The sequence below is a fragment of the Prochlorococcus sp. MIT 1327 genome, assembly GCF_047304785.1.
Classification (GTDB): domain Bacteria; phylum Cyanobacteriota; class Cyanobacteriia; order PCC-6307; family Cyanobiaceae; genus Prochlorococcus; species Prochlorococcus marinus_D.
In genome coordinates this window covers 2067628-2094039 of sequence record NZ_CP138972.1, presented here as the reverse complement: position 1 = coordinate 2094039, position 26412 = coordinate 2067628, and the positions used below count along the sequence as shown (strand labels likewise).

At 53.3% G+C, this 26412-nt stretch carries 23 protein-coding genes; 11 read left to right on the top strand and 12 right to left on the bottom strand.

Annotation, left to right across the window (positions count from 1 at the left end; genetic code table 11):
• Nucleotides 1–180: 180 nt before the first annotated feature.
• Nucleotides 181–1707 carry a hypothetical protein gene (locus tag SIB80_RS10450; RefSeq protein WP_063419803.1) on the bottom strand — a complete coding sequence of 509 codons (1527 nt, stop codon included), beginning with the start codon at nucleotides 1705–1707 and terminating at the stop codon, nucleotides 181–183.
• A gap of 81 nt (nucleotides 1708–1788) precedes the next feature.
• Between SIB80_RS10450 and lepB the strand changes: the two genes are divergently transcribed.
• Nucleotides 1789–2514: a signal peptidase I gene (lepB, locus tag SIB80_RS10445; protein WP_063419804.1), complete on the top strand. Its 726-nt coding sequence runs from the start codon at nucleotides 1789–1791 to the stop codon at nucleotides 2512–2514.
• On the opposite strand, the gene SIB80_RS10440 is transcribed toward lepB, so the two are convergent.
• A complete protein-coding gene (locus SIB80_RS10440) occupies nucleotides 2504–3760 on the bottom strand; it encodes a dihydroorotase (protein WP_063419805.1) in 1257 nt (418 codons plus the stop codon). The genes lepB and SIB80_RS10440 overlap by 11 nt on opposite strands.
• A gap of 4 nt (nucleotides 3761–3764) precedes the next feature.
• Entirely contained in the window at nucleotides 3765–5096 is a 1332-nt protein-coding gene (locus SIB80_RS10435) for a histidine phosphatase family protein (protein ID WP_063420006.1), read from the bottom strand.
• 151 nt (nucleotides 5097–5247) lie between these two features.
• On the opposite strand from SIB80_RS10435, the gene SIB80_RS10430 reads away from it, so the two are divergent.
• The 5 genes from SIB80_RS10430 to SIB80_RS10410 all read left to right on the top strand — a co-directional run bounded on the left by SIB80_RS10430 (nucleotide 5248) and on the right by SIB80_RS10410 (nucleotide 11207).
• Entirely contained in the window at nucleotides 5248–6639 is a 1392-nt protein-coding gene (locus SIB80_RS10430) for a CPBP family intramembrane glutamic endopeptidase (protein ID WP_328585573.1), read from the top strand.
• A gap of 92 nt (nucleotides 6640–6731) precedes the next feature.
• Nucleotides 6732–7199 (top strand): hypothetical protein, encoded by a 468-nt coding sequence (locus tag SIB80_RS10425; protein ID WP_063419806.1) that lies wholly within the window; start codon nucleotides 6732–6734, stop codon nucleotides 7197–7199.
• Complete coding sequence (locus SIB80_RS10420; protein WP_063419807.1) at nucleotides 7199–9007, top strand: peptidoglycan D,D-transpeptidase FtsI family protein; 1809 nt, start codon at nucleotides 7199–7201, stop codon at nucleotides 9005–9007. The genes SIB80_RS10425 and SIB80_RS10420 overlap by 1 nt, the downstream gene beginning before the upstream one ends.
• Nucleotides 9008–9099: 92 nt before the next feature.
• Nucleotides 9100–10272, top strand: a complete 1173-nt coding sequence (locus SIB80_RS10415; RefSeq protein WP_063415569.1) for a transaldolase — start codon at nucleotides 9100–9102, stop codon at nucleotides 10270–10272.
• A 269-nt stretch (nucleotides 10273–10541) separates the two neighbouring features.
• On the top strand, nucleotides 10542–11207 hold the full coding sequence (locus tag SIB80_RS10410; RefSeq protein WP_011130616.1) for an SDR family oxidoreductase: 666 nt from the start codon (nucleotides 10542–10544) through the stop codon (nucleotides 11205–11207).
• A 169-nt stretch (nucleotides 11208–11376) separates the two neighbouring features.
• Here SIB80_RS10410 and SIB80_RS10405 read toward each other — a convergent pair whose 3' ends face one another.
• The 6 genes from SIB80_RS10405 to SIB80_RS10380 all read right to left on the bottom strand — a co-directional run bounded on the left by SIB80_RS10405 (nucleotide 11377) and on the right by SIB80_RS10380 (nucleotide 16650).
• Entirely contained in the window at nucleotides 11377–12504 is a 1128-nt protein-coding gene (locus SIB80_RS10405; protein WP_063419808.1) for an NAD(P)/FAD-dependent oxidoreductase, read from the bottom strand.
• The gene (frr, locus tag SIB80_RS10400) at nucleotides 12501–13049 is read right to left on the bottom strand and encodes a ribosome recycling factor (protein ID WP_063419809.1); all 549 of its coding nucleotides are present in this window, start codon (nucleotides 13047–13049) and stop codon (nucleotides 12501–12503) included. Before frr ends, SIB80_RS10405 begins: the two co-directional genes overlap by 4 nt.
• Nucleotides 13050–13099: 50 nt before the next feature.
• Nucleotides 13100–13813 carry a UMP kinase gene (gene pyrH / locus SIB80_RS10395; protein ID WP_063419810.1) on the bottom strand — a complete coding sequence of 238 codons (714 nt, stop codon included), beginning with the start codon at nucleotides 13811–13813 and terminating at the stop codon, nucleotides 13100–13102.
• Between the two features lie 311 nt (nucleotides 13814–14124).
• Nucleotides 14125–14817, bottom strand: coding sequence for a cob(I)yrinic acid a,c-diamide adenosyltransferase (gene cobO, locus SIB80_RS10390; RefSeq protein WP_011130612.1), 693 nt, complete (start codon nucleotides 14815–14817; stop codon nucleotides 14125–14127).
• 43 nt (nucleotides 14818–14860) lie between these two features.
• Nucleotides 14861–15490 carry a class I SAM-dependent methyltransferase gene (locus SIB80_RS10385; RefSeq protein WP_063419811.1) on the bottom strand — a complete coding sequence of 210 codons (630 nt, stop codon included), beginning with the start codon at nucleotides 15488–15490 and terminating at the stop codon, nucleotides 14861–14863.
• Nucleotides 15487–16650, bottom strand: coding sequence for a site-specific integrase (locus SIB80_RS10380; protein WP_063419812.1), 1164 nt, complete (start codon nucleotides 16648–16650; stop codon nucleotides 15487–15489). The genes SIB80_RS10385 and SIB80_RS10380 overlap by 4 nt, the downstream gene beginning before the upstream one ends.
• Before the next feature lie 74 nt (nucleotides 16651–16724).
• Here SIB80_RS10380 and hemH point away from each other — a divergent pair, with 74 nt between their 5' ends.
• The 5 genes from hemH (at nucleotide 16725) to SIB80_RS10355 (ending at nucleotide 23377) form a co-directional block, all read left to right on the top strand.
• Nucleotides 16725–17900 carry a ferrochelatase gene (hemH, locus tag SIB80_RS10375; RefSeq protein ID WP_011130609.1) on the top strand — a complete coding sequence of 392 codons (1176 nt, stop codon included), beginning with the start codon at nucleotides 16725–16727 and terminating at the stop codon, nucleotides 17898–17900.
• Between the two features lie 208 nt (nucleotides 17901–18108).
• Nucleotides 18109–19890: a biosynthetic-type acetolactate synthase large subunit gene (ilvB, locus tag SIB80_RS10370; RefSeq protein ID WP_063419813.1), complete on the top strand. Its 1782-nt coding sequence runs from the start codon at nucleotides 18109–18111 to the stop codon at nucleotides 19888–19890.
• The gene (locus tag SIB80_RS10365) at nucleotides 19890–20252 is read left to right on the top strand and encodes a hypothetical protein (RefSeq protein WP_063419814.1); all 363 of its coding nucleotides are present in this window, start codon (nucleotides 19890–19892) and stop codon (nucleotides 20250–20252) included. The genes ilvB and SIB80_RS10365 overlap by 1 nt, the downstream gene beginning before the upstream one ends.
• A 109-nt stretch (nucleotides 20253–20361) precedes the next feature.
• Nucleotides 20362–21627: an ABC transporter substrate-binding protein gene (locus tag SIB80_RS10360; RefSeq protein WP_074160146.1), complete on the top strand. Its 1266-nt coding sequence runs from the start codon at nucleotides 20362–20364 to the stop codon at nucleotides 21625–21627.
• Between the two features lie 73 nt (nucleotides 21628–21700).
• A complete protein-coding gene (locus tag SIB80_RS10355; protein ID WP_063419815.1) occupies nucleotides 21701–23377 on the top strand; it encodes an NAD(P)/FAD-dependent oxidoreductase in 1677 nt (558 codons plus the stop codon).
• Here the strand turns inward: SIB80_RS10355 and pgeF are convergent.
• The 3 genes from pgeF to SIB80_RS10340 are packed head-to-tail and all read right to left on the bottom strand — an operon-like array spanning nucleotide 23362 to nucleotide 26374.
• A complete protein-coding gene (pgeF, locus tag SIB80_RS10350) occupies nucleotides 23362–24216 on the bottom strand; it encodes a peptidoglycan editing factor PgeF (RefSeq protein ID WP_063419816.1) in 855 nt (284 codons plus the stop codon). The two genes, SIB80_RS10355 and pgeF, sit on opposite strands and share 16 nt — an antisense overlap.
• Complete coding sequence (locus tag SIB80_RS10345; protein ID WP_063415549.1) at nucleotides 24213–25112, bottom strand: Tab2/Atab2 family RNA-binding protein; 900 nt, start codon at nucleotides 25110–25112, stop codon at nucleotides 24213–24215. Before SIB80_RS10345 ends, pgeF begins: the two co-directional genes overlap by 4 nt.
• Nucleotides 25109–26374, bottom strand: coding sequence for a S1 RNA-binding domain-containing protein (locus SIB80_RS10340; protein WP_063419817.1), 1266 nt, complete (start codon nucleotides 26372–26374; stop codon nucleotides 25109–25111). Before SIB80_RS10340 ends, SIB80_RS10345 begins: the two co-directional genes overlap by 4 nt.
• Nucleotides 26375–26412 lie beyond the last annotated feature (38 nt).

Below are 26412 nucleotides of genomic sequence, written 5' to 3'. Positions count from 1 at the left end.
CGTATCAGGCCCAAAAGTCAAGAGATTAAAGTCGCTGAGGGTTCGCTATGCAATATTAAATGCGGAGGCAATTGTAATCTTTGTGGCCGTTTATCTTATCGCTATTTCGTTTTCTTTTATTTATGTATTTCAGGCTCTTGCTTTCTTTGGATTTCTTCTAATGGTAGCTTGCGTGATATCTTATAGTGTTATTTTATTGCCATATTCTTGCTTTTGGCTTGTCGTTTTCGCCTCGCTGAAGTTAAGACCATCGATCTCACTGATCAATTCATTAACCCCACCTTGTTCTCTGAGCTGGCGGAAGCTGGAGCGCTTGAACTCTTCAAGGAAGGCCACCATTAGTTCTTGACTACGTTCGAGAACGGGTCCCTGCTCGAGGGTGCGAGCGAGCTCTTCCCAGAAGCTATCAATAGTATCGACTCCTAGTTGCTCTAGCACCATATCCTTGCGGCCAAGTTGGTCGCCGGCATTGCGAGAGAGCTGCAGAAATGTATCGATCATTCCGGCTGCGAGTTGCCGGCTTAGTTCCGATTCGGCCTTTTCAATGACGGCAAGCCCTTTGAGTGGAGGGGGTACGATCACGCCATCCATACTTCGCTGCAAGGCGTGACTAAAGAGTGCCAAAAGTTGGGGGCGCATGCTTGGCGCTACCTCACTGAGGATTAGCGGTAGCCAGAGCCGAAGCAATTCGGCTAGTTCACGTTCTTCGTTCTTGTCCACTGATTGATGACTACAAAGACTGCGGATTCGTTGCGGCAGATGTGGTGAGCGAATGATTTCTTGCATCGCATCCACGATGCGTAAGGTGAGAACTTCAAACAGCTCCAGGGCTAATAGGGCTACGACGCCCCTGCTGATGACAGCGCGCAAAGGTTCCAGCTGAATGAGCCCAGCGCTGGATAGGCGCTCGGTAACGGGCACTACCCGCAAGAGTCTCCAGAATGGGAGGAGTAGAGGCAGGTCGATCCATCGTCGAAGCAGGGCCTCTCGCCAGCTAATGCCGGGGAAGCGACGCTTCAGGCGCATAGCCCTTAGAAGGATGTCGAGGAGAAAGAGAAGTTGGAAGGGAGTGTCGAGGCGCCAGGCATAGTCAACAGGCTGCCCGTTTTCGTTGATCGATCGCCAATAGTTGGTGGCGATCAGGGGAAGAATCTTCTCGGTCCAGAACAGTCTTTCTTGCTGCCAATCGAGGTTGTTGAGGTATTTGTTTCCCAAGAGATGGGCGGCTGCCTGCTTGGAGGAATCCATCCCAGCCCTTGCACGCAGTAGGCTTTTTAGTTTTTCAAGGGTGCCTACGTTGCCAGAGCTGACGAACGGATTCTCATCGATCAGTTGAGTCGTGAGCTCGACTTGATTAAGGCGTAGTTGTTGTGAAGCAGGACTATTGATTCCTTGCCTTGCTGCGGTTTGATCGAGTTGGCTGAAACGTTTGATATAAATCTGGGTGTCTCTATGCGGTTTGATGCCTTTAACAACGTCATAGAAAGGCGTCACGTTCGGCACCCATGGCAACGGCACCATCAACGATGTCGAGGGCAGGAGATAGAGATTGCGGTGTAACCAGAAATTGCGTAGCGGAATGTAGGTAACGTCGAAGAGGATCCAACTCAAGTTGGTGGCAGCGATTAGCGCCAAAACCTGATCCCAGCGCCGCCAGAACTTACGCGAGGGGGAGGGTTTCAACCCTTGCCAGCGGGGACGCACCATGGGCTGAGGTTGCTTTGATCACGCTAAGGGGCCGGACAGGCTGGCCTTATCGTTAAGCATCGAATTCATAACAGGGCTGAGTTGTCTGACGCGCAGAAGCAGGACCATCCCACAAACGATAAGGCGTCTGCTCCCCGGGGAGCATCAACCTCTAAACCTCATCCATTTTGGGATTTCTGGGGACCAGTCTTCTTCACTTTGGGCCTGTATTTCGGCATTCGTCATTACGTCGCTGAGGCGAGATACATTCCCTCTGAATCGATGATCCCAGGGCTGCAAGTCCAGGATCGTTTGCTGGTTGAGAAAGTCAGCCTTCGCAGTCGATCTCCACGTCGAGGCGAGATTGTGGTTTTCAATACTCCTTCTTCTTTTAATTCAAAATTAATTAAGCAGCTCGAGAGGCGTCGTTTGCGTGATGGTGAGATCGCAATTCCTTGCTTGCTAGTCAACCTTCCCTTTATGAACTGGATTGGACTAAATAATCCTGGCTGTGATGCCTATATCAAGCGTGTTGTGGCTGTGGGTGGAGATCAGTTTTCCATTAATCTAAGAGGAGAAGTGAGTGTGAATGGAAAGAAGATTGAGGAGCCCTATGTGACTAACTATTGCCCTATTGCAATGCAGGGAAGGGGGTCATGTAAACCATTTATCGCGACTGTTCCTAGGGATCATGTCTTGGTGTTAGGTGACAATCGAAGCAGTAGCTCTGATGGACGAATTTGGGGATTTCTGCCTGAGAAAGAGATCCTAGGGCGTGCCTTATGGCGTTTTTGGCCTTTTGATCGTTTCGGCTCACTTATTCCCTGAGTCCACATGCCACGACACGGCCTTGCAGTTGACAGCCCTGCCAGGGTTGATTAGCGGCTTTGGGGGCATCATCACTGTGTCGATCTTGGATCCAGAGCTGATCAGGGTCGAACATGAGCCAGCGCCGGCTGCCAACGGTCAAGCGTTCTTCGGGCAGGTTGAGCATTTTTGACGGTCCAAAACTCAGAGCATGCCAAAGCTGCTGTACAGACCAACCAGCTTTGACCACAAGCTCTTGCCAAAGCGCAGGCAGCACGAGTTGATGGCCTGCCAGGCCAGGCTCAAGTTGATTGGGAGGCAGTTGGGTATCTTCCTCATCCAGGGGTATGGCATGGACAGCCACGGCCGTGAGGGTGCCATTGGCGAGGGCCTTGATCAAGGCGGCTCGATCTCTAGGACTGCCAAGAGATGGGCTGACCCTCCATCCAAGCTCTGTGGGATCAAGTTTGCTTTGGTCAGTCACCAGATGCCACCAGCACACGCTGGCCATAGGCCGGGAGGGACAGGACCCCAAGATGGCGACTCCAGGGGCAGTGGCCAGGTTCATCAGTCTTAGGGAACGTTCAGGGTGCTGCCGATGAAGTTCGAGAAGTTGTCCCAGGGGGAGGGTTTCGCTGGCGAAGGGGTCAGGTGCCCAGCCCGCTCGTAGTGTTTCAACGCCTTCGCGCACCATCCCGCCACCTTGAATTTTTTCATCTCTGGGGGCGATTAACACAGGGGCTGACCCCATTTCGCCTAGCACCAGTCCTCGCTGTAGGAGAGCGATCGGCAGGATTAGATCGTCGTTTGCCAGTCCTACGGCTCCGTGTTGCACTAAATCCGCGTGGGGGGATAGTTCGCTGCCGGCACCATCTCTGCTAAAGCTGCCCCACAAGTGAATGTCGACATCGCTATTTGGATTTAAAAATCCCTGCAATCTTTCGGGGCGATCACGCCAGGAGGAACTGCGGGGTAGCAGAGCTAGTTGGCCATAACCGGCAGCAGCAGCTGCATGTCTCAGGCTTGCAAGGGTTTCGCAATGACCACTGATTGGATCTTCAAGGATGGAATGGGGGTCTACAAGACAGGGGGCGAGTAGTTGTTGGCTGGCTGATTTGGGGGGCAACCCGAGCTGTTGCGCCTGTATACGTGCCTTCGCTCCAAAGGCGATCAGATGGTTGTCTCTGATCAGCACAGCATCTTCAACGACAGGTTGATCCGACCCGTGCAGGATCCTTATGGGGTCTAGAAGTTGTGCCCCGGGCATCACGTTAGAGCGCCCCAGCAGCTGTGCGGTCGAGCACACCACCAAGGTGAGAGGTGAGGTTGAGAGAGGTCACCACTGCAGGTTGGCCGGGATCTGTAGCGATGTCGACCACCGTGACACCTCCATTTCCTTGTTTGACTGCCCAGATATCAGCCGGGGTCATTCCGAGTAGATGGCAGAGAATCGTTTTGTTGACAGCGTCATGAGCCACCACGAGCGCTGTTGCTTCTGGAGCCAGGCTGTTGGCGATCTTGTTCCAGCAGGCCACTGAACGCTTCCATACATCCTGGATGGTTTCGCCTTCGGGCATCTGCACCGTCTGCGGAGCTTGTTTCCAGGCGTCTAGCAGTTCAGGCCAGCCGGCTTCAATGTCTGATTCCAGCTTCCCTTCCCAAAGGCCATGGCCGATTTCCACCAGCCCCTGGGTGACTTCGAGTTGGACATCTGGATGGTGCTTGAGGATGGCTTTCGCCGTTTGTCTTGGTCGGGTCATCGAACTGCTGTAGGCCTGATCGATCAACACATCGCTTAGGAATGCACCGGCTGCGGCGGCTTGCGCGAAGCCATTTTTATTCAGCGGGATGTCGATTTGGCCTTGGAACCGGCCTTGTTGGTTCCAGTCGGTTTCACCATGGCGCACAAGGATCAGTCTCGGACCCTTCCCTTTGCTGGGTAGTTGCTGATGCAAGTGAACGGTGCTGTTGAGGCATTCGACTTGTGCTTGATGGGATTGCTCTGAGAGGGGTATCAGGTTGAACACCGAGAGTGAGGCGTTATCGAGGCGCAGTCGTCGCAAGCCTTGGTTTGGCTCACCAAGGAGAACAAGGATTAAGCAGCGCAGGATGCAATTGTGCGAAACAACCAGAACTGTTTCGTCACCCTCCAGTGGGTGACGTTGAATGAGTTTCCGTAGGAATTCACGAGCCTGTTCCATCAGCTCGCCAATGGGTTTATAGGGATTGCCGTCTTCTCGCTTGAGAACCAATTCCTGTGGTTGTTGCTTCCAGGTGCGATAGGCATCTGGGAACATGCTCTTTACCTCATCGCTGCAGAGACCACTCCATGGAGCCAGGTCGATTTCCAGTAACCCATCATCGAAGCAAGGCCTGAGATCACTGCCTTTGCTTGCTAGTAGGTTTGTTGTTGTGGATGCGGCACGCTTCAGAGGGGAGCTGTAAACAGCATTGATTTGGATTTCTTTCAGGGCTTGTCCAGTTTGACGGGCCTGTTCTTGGCCTTGCGAGGTGAGCGTGGAAAGATCACTGCGACCCTGAATCCGTCGCTCGCGGTTGAAGCTGCTCAGCCCATGACGGACGAGGAGAAGACGCAGGGGCACCGGCAAAGATGTTTTGACGCGGCCATCGTATGGGGCCCCCTGCCAGCGCAGTATGGGATGGTCGTCGGCGATGCCCTTGAGGGAGTGTTGAACAGCTGTCAGCGCGCTGTGCTGCGGCCAGCGAGAATCAGCTTCAATTGATGCCTGGTCGTTGAGCTTTGATCCCCTGTTCAGCCTGATCAGGCGATACACCCGTGAGCCGCTTTGGAAAGTCGGACTGGCTTTCGTATCACTGATGTTTGCGGTTTTGATTTGGTTTGTGGGGTTGCAAGACAGCTTCAGCAGGCCGTCAGTGACCCCAACCATCTCCATGCAGCAACAGGAGATGGCTTTGCTTGCTGATCAGGCCGTCCCTGCAGCCATTAGGCCTCTGCTGGTGGGTGAGGATCCAACATTGGCTTTGCAAGAAGCTCTCGGTGAGATCCCTCTCAGTCAGATGAATGACCGCCAGAGGCTGTTGCTCGCCGGACTCCAATCTTCAGGGGCAGAACGTCGTGAGCTCCTGGCTGCTTCAGTGCAGTCACCGTTACTGATCCCTCTAGAGCAGGCGCTACTGGCTAGTAAGCAAGAAGGGGGCTTGTCACTTGCTGATCGTGAGGCGCTTGGCTCATTAAGCGGGGACCCTTTGCTTCAGCAGGTTGGTTGCTTTGCTCTTGGCGGGGATCGCGATGACTGCGTGAATCCCCGTGTCGCATCGAGCATGGCTTTGCGGCTGGTCTTGAGCGTGGTGTTACCGGCGGCGGCTCTACTTGCCGGTACTGCGCTTTTGTTGCGTCATCTTTGGATGTTGTTGCGCAAGTCTGTTGCTCCCTGGCCACTGCTTCAGGCCTTACCACTTTCCTTAACGGACATGGTGCTCCTGATTGCCTGTGGATTTGTGGTCTTGGGTGAGGTGATTGCTCCCGCTTTCGTGGCTCCGCTGAGTGCCTTGATGACGAGGGGGATGGACAGCCCCTTGAGCAAAGCGTTGACAGTGGTGATTGGCTACGGCGCTTTGGCACTACCGCCATTGTTGATTCTGCGTCAGCAGCTGCGAAGTCTGCAGGCAACTGATCGGCCCGTTGATGGATGGTTGCAGTGGCGTCTGCAGCCTTGGGGTTCAGCGTTGCTGAAGGCAGGTCGAGGCTGGTTGATGGTGATGCCGTTGGTTCTCTTGACTGGATGGCTGATGGGATTGCTGTTGGGGGATCAAGGGGGAAGTAACCCCTTATTGGAACTGGTACTGCGCAGCAAGGATCCATTGGCCTTGATGTTGCTAGCCACCACCGCTGTGATTCTGGCGCCTCTCTTTGAGGAGTTGGTTTTTCGTGGTGCGCTTCTGCCTGTATTGGCGAAATCTTTTGGTCCGCTATGGGGTGTGGTAACTAGCGCGTTGGTGTTTGGTGTGGCTCACCTGAGTGTTGGTGAATTACCACCGCTGTTTGTGTTGGGCTTGGGACTCGGTCTATTAAGGCTTAGTTCAGGTCGTCTTTTGCCTTGCGTGCTGATGCATGCCCTCTGGAATGGGGTTACTTTCATCAATCTTTTGCTGCTTGGCGGATAACTGAACTCTTCAATCAGCCTTGATTGTCAGCGACTTAGCCTTGCGGAGGCTTATTGAGGGTGGTTCACTGATTTATTAGAGTGGATTATTAGGTGGTTGCCGCACTTCAACAGCGTTCGGTAACGGCTAACCGTGCTGTTTCTCGGGCACGTTCTGTCCGCACACTTGAGCTGATCCAGGGATCCTTGTCTTCAAGGAAGGTGGCTCGCCAGTCGCCAGTCCTGGCAGGACTGCATCGGGCTGCTGATGGTGCATTGATCGGTGCTTTGGTTGCTGCGGCATTGATGTCCGCTCTCACGCTGCATTGGCAGCATCGTTGGACGATTGCTTTCAACAGGCTGGAGACCACTCGCTCATTGGCTCATCGTCTTACGGAGTCAACCGCGATGATTGAGCGTCACTTGTTGGTTGAAACCAGGTTGCCTCAGTCGATGGTTCCCACAAAGGTTGCCAACCTTCTTTACCTCGATCGCGCTGCGAATCCGTCTGGTGGTGTTGTTTCTGGAGAGTCGCAACTGCTTAGCCAATTGATGGGCCAACCCATTAATCACGGCTACTGATGCCTGCCTCAAAGGCTCGTCGCTCACGAAGCTCCAGGAGGCGTGCCCAGGACGTGATTGCGTTGGAATCAGTTCCTGCTCATCGGATGCGATGGGTGTTTTCCATCCTCTGCGTTGGGCTGATTGGACTTGTGGGCCGGATGGCTTGGCTGCAGGTTCTGCAAGCACCGGAACTTGAAGCCCGTGCAAGGGCTTTGCAGACCCAGCGAACCCAACCGATTGGAACACGGCGTTCAATTGTGGACCGCAATGGACGGCTGGTGGCTCTCGATGAGGAACGCTTTCGGCTTTGGGCTCATCCTCGTTATTTTAATTTCCCCGGGGATGATCCCGGTTTGATTCGTAAGCCACTGGATGTTGCTCGCAAGCTCTCCGGGGTGTTGGCGATTCCTGTTGCCGAATTGGTGCAGCGATTTGGCGACCGTCCTTCTGGTGTGAAGCTTGCTGAAGGATTGGATCAGGACATCGTCAATGAAATCCGCAACCTTGGTATCAGTGGTTTAGATCTTGAGGCTTATCCACAGCGGCTCTATCCGCAGGGCTCTCTGTTTGCCAACGTGGTGGGTTTTCTTAATTTGGATCGCGTCCCACAGGCGGGATTGGAGCAAAGTCGCCACGAGGATTTGTTGCGTCATGAACAGGTTCGCAGCATGCGCCGAGGAGCGGATGGCACCCCCCTTCCTGACGACCTGGCTCCGGGAGTGTTTTATGGCGATCATCTAAGCCTGCAGCTCACTTTGGATGCTCGTTTGCAGGAGCTGGCGGGGCAGGCACTTGTGGCCCAGGTCAAAGAGTGGAAGGCAAAGAAGGGAGTGGCCATCGTGATTGATGTCACCAATGGAGAGTTGCTGGCGCTGGCGTCCACACCCACATATGACCCAAACAAGTATTGGAAATATTCGCCCTCTCTCTTTCGCGAGTGGTCCGTTCAGGACCTTTATGAACCTGGTTCTACCTTCAAGCCGATCAACCTTGCCCTTGCTCTTCAGGAAGGTGTGATTGATCCGGGGGGAATGGTGAATGACAACGGATCACTGAAGATCGGTGGATGGCCAATCTCCAACCATGATCGTAAGAGCCATGGGGTGATCGACTACGCCAAGGTGCTGCAGGTTTCTAGCAACGTCGGCATGGTGAAGATCATGCGTCAGCTCAAACCCTCGCTGTACTGGGATTGGTTGCGACGGCTAGGACTTGATGTCAAGCCCGATACCGATCTGCCGGGGGCTATTGCAGGTCAGTTAAAGACGAAGGAGCAATTCGTGGCTCAGCCAATTGAGCCGGCCACGGCGGCATTTGGACAGGGACTGTCGCTCACGCCACTGAAGCTGGCTCAGTTGCATGCCTTGATTGCCAATGGTGGCCGACTGGTGAGTCCCCACATCACCAGGGGATTGCGGGCGGGAGAAGCGTTGGCTCCACGCGCCGCCGCAACAACTGGACATCAACTACTGCGCCCAGATGTCACCAGGATTGTGCGGGACTGGATGGAATCGGTTGTAGAGACAGGGAGTGGGGAAGGGGCGAAAACACCTGGTTATCGCATTGGTGGCAAGACCGGCACTGCTCAGAAAGCACTGAATGGGGTTTATTTGCCAGGAGCAAAGATTTGCAGTTTTGTTGCCCATCTGCCGGTTGACAATCCTCGCTATGTGGTGGTCGTTGTGGTGGATGAACCCCAGGGAGGCAATGCTTATGGGTCCACGGTGGCGGTGCCTGTGGCGAAGCAGATCATTGATGCTTTGCTGGTGCTTGAAAAAATCCCACCTAGCACTGAGCAGACCCATTCTCAGCCGGCCAAAGGCTAAGTCTTGGCAAATCTTCGATGGTGAGTTCTGAACCTGGGCTGTCAGCAAAAGAAACGCCGCTAGCTTAAAGATCTTGCGAGACGTTCTGCTTCATGGCCACACTCCTTGAGCAGCTTTCCACCATGACCGTGGTCGTGGCGGATACCGGTGATTTGGACGCGATTAGAAAGTTCACCCCCAGGGATGCCACGACCAACCCTTCATTGATCCTTGCGGCGGCTCAGATTCCTGCTTATCAGAGTTTGATCGATGAGGCTCTTCACTCCTCCCGTCAGTTATTGGGCAACTCTGCAGCTGTGGAGGAGGTGGTCCATGAGGCTCTCGATGAGATTTGTGTAATCTTTGGAAAGGAAATTCTCAAGATTGTTCCTGGCCGTGTTTCCACTGAAGTGGATGCTCGCCTCAGTTTCAATACTGAAGCCACAATCGCTAAGGCTCACAAACTCATTGGCCTATATAACGACGCTGGCATTACTAATGATCGCGTTTTGATCAAGATAGCTTCTACTTGGGAGGGTATAAAAGCGGCTGAGGTTTTGGAGAAGGATGGAATTCATTGCAACTTAACTTTGCTATTTGGCTTTTCTCAGGCTGTCGCTTGTGCAGAAGCAGGAGTCACTTTGATCTCTCCTTTTGTTGGGCGAATCCTTGATTGGTACAAAGCGTCTACTGGTCGGGATTCTTATGCAGGTCCAGAAGATCCTGGTGTGATCTCGGTGACCAAGATCTTTAATTATTTCAAAACCTATGATTATAAGACTGAGATCATGGGTGCGAGTTTCCGCAATCTTGACGAAATTATTGAATTGGCTGGATGTGATTTGTTGACCATCTCACCAAAGCTTTTGGATCAGCTGGGTAGTACAGAGGCTCCGCTGATGCGTAAGTTGGATGCGGTCAATCCTGTTGCTGCAGAGTCTCAGATCCATGTCGATAAGGAGAGTTTTGAGTCAATGATGAGGGCTGATCGCATGGCTTTTGAGAAGTTGGATGAAGGGATTCGCGGCTTTAGCAAGGCGATTGAAACTCTTGAGGCTCAGTTGGCGCATCGATTAGCTGTTTTGGAGGGAGGAGCGGCCTTCTGCCATGTTGTTCAGGAGATTTTCATGCTCAATGATCTCGATGGTGATGGTTGTATTACTAGAGAAGAATGGCTCGGTAGTGATGCGGTATTTGATGCCTTAGATCATGACCATGATGGCCGACTTCTTCAGGAAGATGTTCGTTCCGGGCTGGGTGCTGCTTTGGCACTAACAACAGCTTGAAGTCTTGCTTAGTAAGTTAATAAGGTGATGAGCATTTATCATCATTCCTTATAATGTTGAAAAATACTCTGCTTTGCCTGAATTGAAGCTGGAGAGTTTTTTTCTGCCATCTAGAAAGGACTAATGCTCTGAATCCCAAGATCGGTATCGTTTGATCAGAGCATGAGTGAGATCAGGGTTGGCAATCCTGCCAATCCAACTGGCATGCGTGCAAAGATACTCTCTCGCTATAAAGTTATTTTCTAAATAGGCTTCTGCTTTCTCTGCTCTTGGCGACCTATCTGATCACAGGAACGAATCGCGGCATTGGCTATGAATATTGTCGTCAGCTTCATGCTCGTGGTGACGTGGTTGTGGCTGCATGCCGTAAGCCTTCGCAGCAATTGGAAGGCTTAGGCGTGCGTATTGAGGCCGGAGTCGAGATCACTTCAGATGGATCGATTGCGCGCTTGAAGCAACGGCTTCGCAGCTTGCCGATCGATGTGCTGATCCACAATGCCGGCATTTTGGAAAGCACGACTTTGAAAGATTTTGATCCCGAGAGCCTTCGTCGTCAGTTCGAGGTCAACGCCATTGGGCCATTACGTGTCACACATGCTCTTATGGATCATCTACTTCCTGGCGCAAAAGTCATTTTGATGACTAGCCGCATGGGCTCGATCGATGACAACAGTTCCGGCGGTTCTTATGGCTACAGGATGTCGAAGGTGGCTTTGTGTATGGCAGGAAAGTCATTAGCTATCGACCTTAAATCTCAAGGCATTGCCGTGGCGCTTCTTCATCCAGGGCTTGTGCGTACCCGCATGACAGGATTCACTGATCAAGGCATTACTCCAGAAGAATCGGTTGATGGCTTGTTGGCCCGTATTGACAATCTCAATTTGGAAAACTCAGGCACTTTTTGGCATGCCAATGGGGAGATTCTCCCTTGGTAACAATTGGTTTGGTGAAGAAGTGATTGACGTTGCTTTTGGCCTGTAATTTTGCGTTCTTCGTAATCACTTGAGAGCACTCCACTGCTCACGCTGAAATTTATTCTAAATTAGAAATGCTTGAACACTAGTTATCGAACTTCGTTCGGCTAATCTTTATTTCTTTATGTAATTAACGTTGCAATAGCAACCGTTTGATCACACGCTGGGCAATGTCGCCATATCCCATCTCTCCAGAAAGGATCTGAGCAATCCGTTGTGGAGCTGTTGGCCTTTTGATCCCAAGCTGATATCCCACCTTGGGGAATCGATAAAACACCTGAGCAATCCTCTTGCCCCAGGCCATGGAGTCTCCCCACCGTTGTCGCATGGTTTGGCTGTAATCAGCCAGGTTGTTGGTATCACCGTTCAACCAATGATTCAGGCAGCGGGCTGCTTCACATCCACTCATCAACGCTGGGCGCAGACCTTCTGCCAGGAACGGATCGCATAGTGATGCCGCATCTCCCACGGCGACGACACCATCGCCATGAAGTGCTTGATGGCCGTTCCATACCCGTAAAGATGCTTCTTGTCGTTTGCCTGCTTGCGGGTCAAATCCCAGGTTCGGTAGAAGTTGTTCCAAGACGGCATCACTATCGGCGGCATTGCGGCCGATGAACGTACCTACGCCTATATTCACGCCTCCTGCCAAGGGGAAAGCCCAGGCAAAACCATGATGAACCAGCCCAAATTCAAATCGGGCTGAACCAGTTTTGAGGTTGCCTCGACCCTCCAGGCGTACAGACATGGTGCTCGCGTGATGCAGGGTTTTTGGTCCCAATCCCAAGGCTTCAGGCCAAGCTGACTGGGAGCCATTCGCCAGTACGACCGCTCTTGATTCAAGTTGTCTGCCGTCATCGGCTGTGACTTGCCATCGTTCTTTTTGTCTTTGCAAGCTTTTGACCGTAAAGGGCCGTAGCAGTTCGGCGCCTGCATCAATCGCCTGGCTTGTTAGGAGGGCATCAAGCTTTTCTCGCCGCACAATCCAAAACGGGGCGGAATCTTGCAGGTCGGCCACGACGGGATCACTGAGCTGCCAGCTGAACTCAACCCTTTCAATGACTTCATCAACGACCGATTGCAAATCAAATGGAAACCACTCCTGCACCGCAGCTGCCATGCCTCCGCCACAGGGTTTGATCGTTTGGTGTGCATTCTGTTCGAGCACTGTGACGCGTTGGCCGGCTGCAGCCAGATGGAAAGCTGCCGCAGACCCAGCGGCGCCTGCTCCGATGACCAGCACATCGGGTGTGCTCAAACCTTGAGAATGTCGGCTTCTTTTTCGGCGAGGTATTTTTCGATTTCAGTGATGAATGTGTCGGTGAGTTTTTGTATCCCATCCTGTTCATCATGGCTCTGATCTTTAGAGAGCTCAGCATCTTTTTCTAGCTTTTTCACTTTATCAATTGCATCGCGACGGATGTTGCGCAGGGCTACTTTGCCTTCTTCTGCATATCTTGCTGCCAGTTTGCAGAACTCTTTGCGGCGCTCTTCAGTTAGCGGCGGCACATTGATGCGAATGATCTTGCCGTCATTGTTGGGTGTCAAGCCCAAATCACTAGTGGCAATGGCTTTTTCAATCAGGCCCATTGATCCATTGTCAAAGGGCTGTATGGCAATCGTCTGTGAATCAGGGGTGGATATTGTTGCTAGAGATTTCAGGGGCGTTTCTGTGCCGTAATACTCAACGTTGATTCGATCAAGTAGTGACGGGTTGGCGCGTCCAGTACGGATGGTGGAGAAGTTGCGCTGTGTGGCCTCCACTGATTTGTGCATGTTGTCTTTGAGTTCCTGGTTCGACATGGCTTCAGAGAGGCGAAGGCTGGGTGAAGGGATGAGTTGGGATGGCCTGTTTAGGTTGCATTGCTGATACGGGAGCCGATTGCTTCGCCAGCCACTGCTTTGCCGATGTTGCCAGGTTCAAAGAGGTCAAATACAATGATCGGGATATTGTTGTCTTTGCATAGGGCAATGGCAGTGCTGTCCATCACCGCCAGCTCGCCGCTTAGCACTTGCTGGAAGGTGAGTGAGTCGTAGCGTTTTGCATCAGGGAAGCGTTTTGGATCACGGTCATAAACCCCATCCACCTTCGTGGCTTTGAACACCACATCAGCGTTGATTTCCGCAGCCCGAAGTGAGGCCGTGGTGTCAGTTGTGAAGAATGGATTACCGCAGCCTCCACCAAACACAACCACTCGGCCTTTCTCTAGATGACGAATGGCTCTCCGACGGATGTAAGGCTCCGCCACCTCTTGCATTTCGATTGCAGTTTGTACTCGGGTTGGTACCCCCGCTCGCTCTAAGCCGTCCTGCAATGTGATGGCATTCATCACTGTGGCCAACATGCCGACGTAGTCGGCCGTGGCCCGATCCATGCCCGCGGCAGAACCCTTTAGGCCTCGAAAAATGTTGCCACCGCCCACCACGATCGCCAATTGGGTGCCCTTGGCCACCACTTTGGCTACATCCTCTGCGATGGATTGAACAATTGCTGGATCGATGCCATAACTCTGATCGCCCATCAGCGCTTCGCCGCTGAGTTTTAGAAGGACTCGCGCGTAGGCCATTCATCGTCCAGATCCCGAAGAGAGTAGCAAGCCTTCTCCGAATCGTCCTTGAGCTGGATGGTCTGAAGGGTTGTCGATTCTCAGATTCGCTTGGATGAAGTCATCATTCCTGATCGATGCGAGAGAACGTGCTTTGTCGCAGCGATGTGATGGCAGGTCTGAGCTGTTGAGCGCTTGAAGGCATCAGACAGGATCCTTCTTGTTGGAGCGAGCTCATTGTGCACAGAGCTTTGCTGGTGAACGGTCTGTCGGTTTTTGTTGCTACAGATCAGCTATTGAATGTGCATTTAGAGGTGAGATGATTGATTGCCTCAAAACTCAATGCCTGCTTGTGCTTTGACGCCTTGCTCCTTGAAGGGGTGGTGCACCAAGGTCATTTCTGTGACCAGATCTGCACGTTCAATGAGCTCCTTTGGTGCGCCTCGGCCAGTGAGTGCTACGTGGGTTAGGGGTGGCCTTTCCGTGATCCCCCCTAGTACTTCTTCTACCTTGAGATATCCCAGTTTCATTGCCACATTGACCTCATCAAGCACTACAAGTTTGTGGGTGTTGCTGTGGAGGTAAATCAGAGCCTGTTGCCAGGCTTTTGATACCAATTGCTGATCTCTTTCCCGGTCTTGGGTTGTCCAGGTGAAGCCCTCTCCAAACGCATGCCAGCTCAAAGCGTCACCAAAAACTTTTAACGCTTTTGCTTCGCCTGGCTGCCAACTCCCTTTAATGAATTGCACGACTGCAACATGCTCGCCATGGCCAAGGGTGCGTAAGGCTAGCCCTAGCGCTGCTGTGGTTTTGCCTTTGCCATGTCCTGTGAACACAAGGATTAGGCCTTTCTCTTTGTCTCGTTCTCCTACACGTTGGCGCTGAATGTCTTGTCGGCGCTGCATGCGTTTGCGGTAGCTCTGTTGGTCGGTTTCGGGGGCTAAATGCCCGCCTATGCCGAGAACTTCTGCGCTGTGATCGAGTTCGGTTGAAGAGGGCGAATGCGGAGCTGGCGGGTTGGTCATCAAAGTGTTGGCAAGGTCTTGAGCATGCTTTGAGTTGGGCTGCTTATGGAAGGCGGGCTGTGATTCGTTGTAGTGCTCGGCCTGCTAATAGTTCTTGCTCAATAGTGCTGTAACCCATCTCCCGAAGTTGCTTGGGCAAGTCTGCTTGCAGCATTTTGAGAGCGGTTTCAGTTTCGAACAGGGCACAAAACAACTGTTGGGGCAGTTTGAGGCAGGGGTCTGCTGGATGGAGGTCTATCAGCACTAGCCAACCCCCCGGTTGCAATAGGCGCATGCAGGCTTTGAGCACTTGTTGTCGTTCTTCTGAGCTGAATTCGTGCAAGGCCAGGCTGATTTGGATGGCCGCAAATTGGCTGCTGTTCAGCGGTGGCTTTTCTGCCATGCCCTCGATGCATTGCAGTTGGGGGGTTCGTTCAGCTGCGAGTGCCAGTGCCTTTGGTGAAAGATCTAAACCTGTTACAGCGAAACCAGCCTCGATCCATGGTGCTGCTGTTTCGCCAGACCCACAGCAAAGATCCAAAACTGGTGCTCCTTTAGAAATCTTGTCTTGAAGAGCAGTCAGCCCTAAGGACCTCAACCGCTTTACACCCCCTACGCTGAAGGCCGAAATGGTTGTCACTAGGTCATAAAACCAGCGATGCTCGTAGGCAAAGGTTCTTAGTGGTGAGGTCATGGGCTGAGCTGTCGAGCTAGGGCTGCATCTACCGCTTGTTGTTGGTCACGTCGGGTGATCCAGTGGTGATAGGTGCGGGTATGAATAGCCACTGAATGGCCCATCATTCTTGCTGCAACTGTGTCTGGAAGGCCGATGTGGATTGTGCGTACCGCCCAGGCATGCCGCAGGTTGTAGGGGGTGAGGGGCAGTTGATAGCGTCGGAATTGTTCCGACACTCTTCTCCCCACCTGTTGGAGTGTGGTGTGACGCAGATCGACATTCACCGGCGGCAGGGCCTGGGCATTGTTTGCTAGTTGTTCAAGTTCAAAATGCTCGACCCAGTCTGGATGAAACGGCCAAACCTGATGCTCGCCGGTTTTTGTGTTTGGTAGGACCCGCAGCACCTGATCTTCCCCCTTCGCTAAAGCAGCAAGGTCGCAGAAGAACACCTCGTGATTGCGCAGGCCGTAAGTGGCCATCAGTCCATAGGCAAGTCGCCATCCTGGGTTGGGGATGCGCTCCACCGCCTCGATGATCTGCTTGTCGCTGGGTAGTTGACGAAAGCGCGCCTGATGCAGGCCATATCCATCCGCTTCTGCGCGCCAATCTTCCGGCAGTGCCATTTCCAGGTGGCGTGCCAATGCAGCTAGGGCCGTGGCGCATTGCTGTCGGCTTCGGCTGCCATCTGCATAACTGGCCAGAGTGTCTTTTAAAAGGTCTGAATCAAAACAGCTCTGCTTGTTAACAGCTAGGGCTTTGAGTCGTCGTAAGTAAGGAAGGTAAGCGGACGTCCATGTGCTGCGGCTACCGGCCGGTGACCGTCGGCGATATGGATCAGTAAAGAATGCTTCTTCAAAGCTGACCAAAGCTTCTCTAAGCCCTGTCGCTATCTGTTCAGGTTGTTTCCGTGTTGATTTGGTCGTCCACTGGGACCAGTCGAATTGTTTGCGTTGCAGTTGGTAGTGCACAAGTTGCACAATTCGCTCAGCCTCTTTCAATCCTTTTTGTTCTGCCAAAAGCTGCAAACTGATTCGTTGAGTTTTGATCAATCCAGTTCCATTCCGGCAGGGCAGTGCGCCGCGTAAATTGAGCCACTGGCCTCGCTGTTCAATTCTCAGGTTGATGCCGCTGTCAGCCAGGGCACGGTTGATGTTGATTAGCTCGTTGCTCAGCTCCATGGCCTTGTAGGGATGGTGCCACCTTGGCGTTGATGGCAGCTACCCTCAAGTCCCTCTAAAGAACTCTCTTCTCTATGGCCCGGGTCGGTGTCCTCTTGATGAACCTAGGGGGGCCTGAACGTATCCAGGATGTAGGGCCTTTTCTCTTTAATATTTTTGCCGATCCGGAGATCATTCGGCTGCCTAACCCCGCTCTTCAGAGGCCTTTGGCCTGGTTGATCAGCACGCTGCGCAGCAGTAAATCCGAGCAGGCTTACCGCTCAATCGGGGGCGGTTCACCTCTGCGGCGGATCACTGAACAACAGGCTCGGGAGTTGCAGAGCTTGCTTCGGCAACGCGGTATCGATGCCACGAGCTATGTGGCGATGCGTTATTGGCATCCCTTCACAGAATCCGCTGTCGCAGATATCAAAGCTGACGGGATTGATCAGGTGGTGGTGCTTCCCCTCTACCCTCATTTTTCGATTAGTACCAGTGGCTCGAGTTTTCGAGAGTTGCAGCGCTTGCGACAGACGGATGAATCTTTCCGCAAGCTGCCAATACGTTGTATCCGCAGCTGGTACGACCACCCTGGATATGTTCGTGCCATGGCGGAGTTGATCGCTGAGCAGGTTCGGCTGAGTGATGTGCCTGAAGAAGCTCAAGTGTTTTTTAGTGCTCATGGAGTGCCCAAGAGCTATGTCGAACAAGCAGGTGATCCATACCAGAAGGAGATTGAGGCTTGTACAACTTTGATCATGGCTGAGCTGGAAAACCTTCTTGGCTATGGCAATCCTCATTCCCTTGCCTATCAAAGCCGAGTGGGGCCAGAAGAATGGATTCAGCCCTATACCGATCAAGTTATTGAGCAGCTTGGTGAAGCTGGTACACGCGATTTAGTGGTTGTGCCGATCAGCTTTGTGAGCGAACACATCGAAACTCTCGCCGAGCTTGATATCGAATACCGCGAGCTGGCGACCGAAGCAGGGATTGTTCATTTCAGGCGGGTGCCTGCTCTTGATACTTACCCCACATTCATTGAGGGTCTGGCCGATCTGGTTGGATCCAGTCTTGAGGGGCCAGAGATCAATCTCGATGAGGCTGCCAAGCTGGCCGGTCGAGTGAAGTTCTATCCCCAGGAGAGATGGCAATGGGGCTTGAATACCAGTTCTGAAGCATGGAATGGACGCATAGCCATGCTTGGGTTTGCGGCTTTTTTGTTGGAGCTGATCAGTGGCCATGGCCCTTTGCACGCGATCGGTCTGCTCTGAGTGTTGGCTCGTTAAGGGTCGTATCACTCTTCTTGTTGGTTCGTATGTGGGATGACTGTTCTCAACGGAGTCCATTTGTATTGGGGCATTCGCCCTCAGGCAGCAGGCTCACTGAAGGATTGATTTTGCTGGGGATGGTGAAGAACCAATAGGCAATCTGTACGGCAGGCCCTTAATCTTTAGGAGCAGACCATGCTTTGCCACTGCCGTGACCTTGACTTCTTCAACCACGGCTCTCGGTGGTTCATCACAACAAGTGCAAAAGCGTATGACGGGCGCCGATGCCCTGATGGATGCTCTTCGCCGCAACGGTGTGGAGATCATCTTTGGTTATCCAGGTGGTGCAATCCTTCCGATTTACGACGCCGTTTATAAGGCTGAGCAGCAGGGATGGTTGAAGCACATCCTTGTTCGCCATGAGCAGGGGGGCGCTCATGCGGCTGATGGCTATGCAAGGGCTACAGGTCGTGTTGGAGTTTGCTTTGGAACCTCTGGGCCAGGCGCAACCAATCTGGTTACTGGTATCGCCACGGCTCAGATGGATTCTGTTCCAATGGTGGTGATTACAGGACAGGTCCCTCGACCATGCATTGGTACAGATGCTTTTCAGGAAACTGATATTTTCGGGATCACGCTGCCTATCGTGAAACACTCCTGGGTTGTTCGCGATCCGGGTGATTTGGCTTCGGTTGTTGCTCAAGCATTTTTTATTGCAGCTTCTGGGAGACCTGGTCCGGTGTTGATTGATATCCCTAAGGATGTGGGCCAGGAGGAATTCGACTATCAGCCAGTTGAGCCTGGATCGGTCGTGCCTGCAGGATTTCACCGATTCCCGGCTCCAGAACTTTCCTCAATTGAGGCGGCTCTCGATTTAATTGATGATGCTAAGAGGCCTCTCCTTTACGTTGGCGGAGGAGTTATTTCTGCCGGGGCTCACGAGAGTCTTAAGGGTTTTGCAGAACGTCACCAGATACCTGTCACCACCACATTGATGGGTAAGGGGGCGTTTGATGAGCGACATCCTTTGGCTCTGGGGATGTTGGGAATGCATGGCACTGCCTATGCAAACTTTGCAGTTACTGAATGTGATTTGTTGATCGCTGTTGGTGCACGTTTCGATGACCGTGTTACGGGTAAGCTTGATACTTTTGCGCCCCGCGCAAGAGTGATTCATTTTGAAATTGATCCAGCAGAAGTAGCTAAGAACCGACGTCCTGATGTTGCGGTATTGGGTGATGTTGGTGTCAGCTTGGTGAAGCTATTGGACTTGAGTAAGCAAAAGTCTGTTGAGTTGAGGACTTCAGCGTGGCTAACTCGTATTGAGAGTTGGAAGAACCTTTACCCCTTGATGACTCCGCCTGAGGTGGGGCCAATTTATCCTCAGGAGGTGCTCTTGGCGATAAGGGACTTGGCTCCTGAGGCCTACATAACAACTGATGTGGGCCAGCATCAGATGTGGGCGGCTCAATATTTACGGAATGGGCCTCGTCAGTGGATCAGTAGCGCGGGATTGGGAACGATGGGTTTCGGGATGCCAGCTGCTATTGGTGTTCAAATTGCTTTGCCAGATGAACAGGTTGTTTGTATCGCTGGTGATTCCAGCATCCTGATGAATATTCAGGAGTTGGGAACACTGATTGAGTACAACATCCCAGCCAAGATTGTGATTGTGAACAACCACTGGCAAGGGATGGTTCGTCAGTGGCAGCAAAGCTTCTACGAAGATCGTTATTCAGCCACTGACATGCTTCCGGGCATGCCTGATTTCGTGGCATTGGCGAACGCCTTTAGGGTTGGCGGGGTGTTAATCACTGAGCGAAAGGATCTCAGGTCAAGTTTGAAGCAGGCCCTTGCGACTCCAGGTCCGATGCTCATCGACGTGCATGTGCGACGTGATGAAAATTGCTATCCGATGGTTCCTCCTGGCAAGAGCAACGCTCAAATGGTGGGTTTATCTAACCACCCTGAACTTTCTGGGGTTTCTCTGTGATGCAACGACTGCAGTTTGTTCTTCTAAGCATTCTGCTTGTTTTGTTCATCGCACCGTTGCCTGTCATTGCGGCGGAAGTGCTGCGTGTGAGTAGCTCCTCGTTGCTGCTGGTTGGTGACCACAACCGAACCTATACGGTTCGTCTTGCTTGTTTGCAGGTGGATCCATCTGATGAGTTGGAGGCGATGGCTTGGTTGAAGTCAGAGCTACCCAGGCGCCGGCGGGTCAATCTGCGCCCAGAAGGTTCTAGCGAAGGGGTGCTTTTGGCGCGGGTGACCTCCATCGGCAGCGATGTAGATCTCAGTGCAGGGCTAGCGGCTGCTGGTTTAGGTCGTTTAACGTGCGATTCGCCTCAGACTTGAGATAGGAGTGGCCTGCAGGATCAAATTGTTTCTCTAGAAAGATCTTGTGAAAAAGCCAGAGTTGTCTGATCCATCCTCCCTACTCTGATTACGTTGGGTCTTCAGGATCATGGCCCCCTCCCAAGCGGCCCCTTCAAGTGGTTCGTCTTTGCCTGCAGATTCCATTGCAAGTGGGTCTTGGAGGCAAAGGTTCTTTAAGGCTCCCTGGCGGAGCTGGTTGATGATTTTTGCCAGCCTCCTTGGCTGTCAGGCGGTTTCGGCAAGTGGGTTGCTGTCTCCATCTGTGGTGGTTCTGTTGCCAAAGGGCTCTGCTCTAGAAGGTGCCAATGAGATCTTCCTAAAGGGCTTCCAGTTGGGAGAGGAGAAGGTAAGAGGTTGCGGTCTTTTGCTGGCGTCTGTGAAGTTGCGTCTTCTCAATCTGGATGATGATCCTGCTGTGGCTTTATCAGGTAACCCGCGGTTGAAGTTGGTCGTGGCGCCTCCTGCTGCGGATCTTCGTGCTTTTTCTGCTCTGGCGTCTAAGCGCAATCTTAGTGTGGTGCTGCCTTATCAGCGGGGCGCTTCGTTACGAAGTCTTGGTGAGCTGGATGCACGTTCACGCCTGTGGTTCTTGGTGGCACCTGTTCGCGATGATCATCGGGCCATGGCCCAGCGAGTGATGGAGCAGGGTTGGCGCCGCGTCATGGTGGTGCGAGATCCATCTGAGCTTGGTGTTGCTGCAGCGAAATCTTTTATTGAAGCCTTTGAAATCCTTGGGGGGAGGGTGGAGAGCTACGAGCCCGAGTTGGTGCAGAGCGTGAGTCCTGACGATGGCGAACGACTTAAGCGTTTGCAGCAGGACCTGGCCTGGCTAGGACCTGATGCTCTTGTCTTGGCGTCTCGCCCATCAGGTCCTCTTGCGCAGGCTTTGAAAAAGGCGCAGATGGATGGATCGCTTGGGCGGGGACCACAGCATCCAGCCTGGGTATGGCTTGCATCATCGGATTTGGCGAGTGATATCGGTCCAGAAGCCTGGGAGCAGCTCTTGTTGAAGCAATCCTCACGGGGGCCTGGTTGGCAGAAATTTTCTGAATCGTTTGAGCAGCATTGGGGGCAGGCGCCCGATTTGTTGGCCGCTGCTGGCTTTGATACTGCTCGAATAATTGCGCTGTCAACGATGTCTGCTTCTCTAGCTTCTGCAGAGGGAAGCGCTGATCCTCTTGGATGGGTTGATGCAGAAAGTGAACCCCAGCCTCTTTGCAAAGCTTTGCGCTTGCGGCTCGAAGGCAAACAAGTGCGTTTGGAGGGCGCCGCTAGCAGTTTTGCTTTGCGAGCAGGACAGACACCTTCTGGGACAACAGTTTTTACACGAGTTTCTGCTTTGGGGCCTGACTGAGGCAGCACTCGAATCTGCTGGGATTGAATCAGGATTGGATGGAGCTGATGCGCTTTAGGTGTGAGGTGATGACGTGTTGCGGTTGAGTGAGTTGAAGCTTCCCCTTGATCATTCTTCAGAGGCGATCGAAGCAGTCATCCTTAAGCGGTTGCGTATTCCGCCTTCCCAGCTCATCAATCACAGGCTGGTGAAACGAAGTATTGACGCTCGACGTCATGAGCGGATTCAGTTCATCTACAGCGCGGATGTGAAGGTTCGAGGGGAAGCTGCTCTGTTGAAACGCCACGCAGGCAATCAAAAGATTCGTAAGGCTCCAGACACCCGCTATTACCCAGTTGCGCAGGCGCCAACAGATTTCCCTCAAGTAGAAACGCAGCGGCCGGTTGTGGTGGGTGCAGGCCCTTGTGGTTACTTTGCAGCTCTGCTTCTGGCACAGATGGGTTTCAAGCCTTTGCTGTTGGAGCGCGGTCAGTCGATCAAAAAGCGCACGCTAGAAACCTTTGCTTTCTGGAGGGGACAGCGGCCTTTCAATCCTGATTCCAATGCCCAATTCGGTGAAGGTGGGGCGGGGACTTTCTCAGACGGAAAGCTTTATAGCCAGGTGAGTGACCCTGAGCACTATGGGCGCAAGGTGCTTGAAGAATTGGTGGCCAGTGGAGCCAATCCAGAGATCCTTACGGTGCACCGACCTCACATTGGCACCTACAAATTGGCCACGGTGGTGCGTGGAATGCGCGCCAGAATTGAGGAGCTTGGTGGTGAGATTCGATTTGAGACTCGAGTTGATGAATTGCTGCTGCGGCGAGATTTAGATCATTCACGCACTGGCAAGCCTTTGCAGGTGGTAGGGCTGAGGCTTGCCGATGGCAGCACAATTAGCAGTCGGCATGTGTTATTTGCCCTGGGTCATTCAGCCCGGGACAGCTTCGACATGTTGGAAAGGGTTGGCGTGAAGCTTGAGGCCAAGCCCTTTTCTGTAGGACTCCGCATCGAACACCCCCAGCCTCTGATCGATCGCGCGCGCTGGGGCCCAATGGTGGGTCATCCACAACTCGGCCATGCGGAATACAAGTTGGTGCATCACGCTCGTAATGGCCGCACTGTCTATAGCTTCTGCATGTGTCCGGGGGGAGTTGTGGTGGGTGCTACATCGCAAGCAGATTGCGTGGTTACCAATGGCATGAGTCAACACACGCGCAATGAACGCAATGCCAACAGTGCCTTGGTTGTGAATTTGGAGCATCAGGATTTGTGCAGTTATGAGCGTTGGCCAGGAGATCCTTTGGCAGGAGTGGCCTTGCAGCGGGACTTGGAACGAAGGGCTTTTCAGCTTGGAGGGGGTGGATATTGCGCCCCTGCTCAGCGCCAGGAGGATTTCCTGGCGGGCAGGCCTACAACTTGCCTCGGTGAGGTGATTCCCTCTTGTCTGCCAGGGATCACGTTGGTTGACCTCAATCAGATGTTGCCGGCTCCGTTGATTGAGGCTTTAAGAGAGGCCTTGCCGGCCTTCGCTAGGCGTTTACCAGGCTATGAGCATCCTGATGCTGTACTCACTGGGGTTGAGACCCGTACCTCATCGCCTGTGCGTATTCCCAGGGATAACTCCTTTGAGTCGCTTAACACCACTGGGCTGATTCCTGCTGGAGAAGGGGCTGGTTATGCCGGAGGCATCCTTTCGGCTGGCATTGATGGGATTAGGGCTGCAGAAGCCCTGGCGAAACAGCTTGTGGTTGCTCAGTCTTCAGCTTGAGCAACGATTCCACTCCACTGCACAGCTTTGACGTGGTCCCTGCGCCATGAGTAAAAGAGGCTGGGCTCTGCCACTGTGCATAGCGGGCAACTGCTGATCTGCTCGCTGCTTAACCCTGCTCGTTTTAGTTGTTCAGTAGCAGCCAAGCGAATGTCGAGACGCAGTTGCTGTGGCTCTTTGTCTGCATTGAGAATGCCTCGTTCTTTTAGTGCGGAGAGCCGTTTCTCCAGCTGGATTGGTGGGTTGTTTGGATCTGCTTCGAGGCTTTTGACCACAGCTTCTGCAACATCAACTTGAATCTGATAGTTGGAACCGCTTACAGCTGGTCCTAGAGCAACAAGCAGAGTCTCGATTTTTGCTCCTCGAGATTCCAACTTTGCTAGAGCTTCTTGCAGGATTTTGGCGGCTACGCCTCGCCAGCCCACATGACATGCGGCTGCATGCCCCGTGGACTGGTCGGCAATCAGTATTGGAGCGCAGTCGGCAGTGCAGACCCAGAGACTTTGCCCACCGCTGTCGCTGACGAGGCCATCAGCCTCCGGCCAGGGTGGGCGGTTGGCTTGTGAGGCTTGAAGCACCTTACCGCCATGAACTTGTTGGGGTCTATGAACACTAATGCCTGCGCTTAGGTAACCAGCTAGTTGATCGGGCCCTCGATCTTGCCAGCGTCGCGTGAAGAATCCATGTTCGAAACCAGCCTTTTGTAGAAGGTCGGCCTGCAGGTAGTAGCCCCCATAGCAACCGACCCAGGTCCATCCTTTGAGTTGGTTGAACAGGGTATCTGGAGTAGCAAGCGGGTCTTGGTTGTCAGTTTCCGCTGCCGGCCCCAGCGATGTCATGGTTGCGGCAGGTCACGCAGCATCCAGAAACCAGCAAATCGTTTTTCCTCTGGGGAGGTCTGCACAGAGATGAATTGCAGTCCGCCGGCTTGCTCTCTTGCTTCTAGGAGGCTCTGTTGAACTGCCGTGGCTGTTTTGTCATCCAAATCCGTCACCAGCCAGCGATCGTCTTGACCTGCTTCAAGCATCAGCTGCGTGCCATCGACGGCCAAGCAAACTGGTTCCAGGCCTCCAAGCCAGCCTGCTAGAGCCAAAGCACGGGTTTGACTGAACATCCGTACACCTGGCACGGGGATGTTGTCGTTGTCGTTTGCTCCAACTGGTAGTAGGCCGCCGAAGCCGATTGGCCACTCTTGGGCTTCGCGTAGCAAACCTAAGGGTAGGGAGGCCCAGCTCCAGGCGTCTCCCCTTACAGCCTCAGGTAGAGGCACTGGGGGTGTTGGTATCGGAGTTGGGGGAGGAGCCAGTGGACCAGCCATGTAGCCCTCCTCAAGGGGGTAGACATCCCGTTCTCGCTCGGCGAGCCAGTCGAGTAGGGCATACGTTCTGCGGCTTGGAATGACTTCGATGCCAAGCTCTGCGGCAGCCCGTTGCACCATGGTGCGCATCGATATACGCCAACAGCGAAGCCTGAGAGGGGCCTCCCAGCCTTGTTCCTGAGAGTCTTTCAGGGCCTCTCTCAGGGCATCGGTCAGCCACAGTGAATTGACTTCTCCTGCAGGGCAGCGTTTTACCCAGCGGAATGGTGCAGTTCCTGACGGGTCCTGGGAGCTGCTAATTAACAACTCCCAACGTTTTTTGCCGTCAGATTCAAGGATTGGTCGCGAGTAGAAGTCGAGCTCCCAGTCAGTCTTAGGGTGTTTGTCTGTGATGTTGGGCGTATTGGCAGCAATCATCCTGCTGACTGTTCCTGCTGCCTAAGGACGTTACGAGCTTTGTTGGCTCGATCAGTCGCTTCAGCCATAACCTTATCTTTTTCGATTAGGAGTTCGCCCGGTTGTCCTTCCAGTAGGGCTGTGTTCAGGGCAATGCGTCCGCGACCAGGGTCCATTTCGGTGATCAAGGCTTTGACTCGATCGCCTTGGTTGAATACCTCCCGCAGGGATCTAAGACTGCCACCGGTGATCATGGATTGGTGAAGGAGGCCACTCACACCGCCTAGGTCTATGAAGAAACCGTAGGGCTTCACTGCTACGACTTGACCTTCCACGAGCTGTCCTACTTCAAGTTCAGAGAAGCGGGCGGCGGTAGCGGCCCGCTTCTCTGAAAGCACCAGCTTGCGGGTTTCTGGATTGACTTCCAGGAATGCCACACCAAGGGTTTTTCCGACAAGCGCTTCGTGATTCTCTCCATTTTGGAGCTGAGAGCGGGGGATAAATCCTCTCAGGCCTTCAAGGTCGCAGGTCACTCCACCACGGTTGAATCCATTGACCTTGACCTGGGCGACCTTGCCTTCCTTCTCCATCTGCTGCACCTTGCTCCAGCTCTTACGCAGCTCTAGAGCTCGACAGCTGATGGTGACCATCCCATCGGCATTTTGCTCTCGAGTGACGAGTACTTCGACCTCTAAACCCTTTGGGAAGCGCTCTTTGAGGTTGGTAATCACGCCAAGGCCGCATTCATTTTTGGGCATAAAGCCTGGTGCTTTCCCGCCGATGTCGACGTAAACACCATCACTTTCCAAAGCGATGACCTTGCCTGTAGCCACTTCCCCTGTGGTTCCAATTGGTTCGTTTTCATCTAGAGCAGCCAAGAAGGCGTCTTCATCGAAGTCGAAATCGTCGACACTGCGTGCTGGATTGGATTGCCCTTCTTCGTTGCGATGATCGATGCCCTTCGGGGCCGAAGCGCTTCGGCGTGACTGATCGGCCGGACCAAGTAGATCGGCCATCGTCATGTTTTGCAGCTCGCCGAGATCAAAACGACTCTCATCTGAGGCTGCATCAGCTGAGACGGATCGATTGGGGGCGTTGCTGAGCTGGCCTGATGCTGCAGTTGCTTCGCTGCCAGGTGAAGTTGTTTCGGCGGCTTCTCGTACTAGCTTTTCTTGTTCCCCACGCCTGCTGATGTGCATGACCTGCAGGGGCTTGCGAGGGGCTTCCGCTGCGGGTTTAGGGGGCTGTGGTCTATTGGACTGCGGACTGCCTGATCCGGCCATGGGGGCCTTGGGGTCGTCGATCAAGCATTCTGACAGGC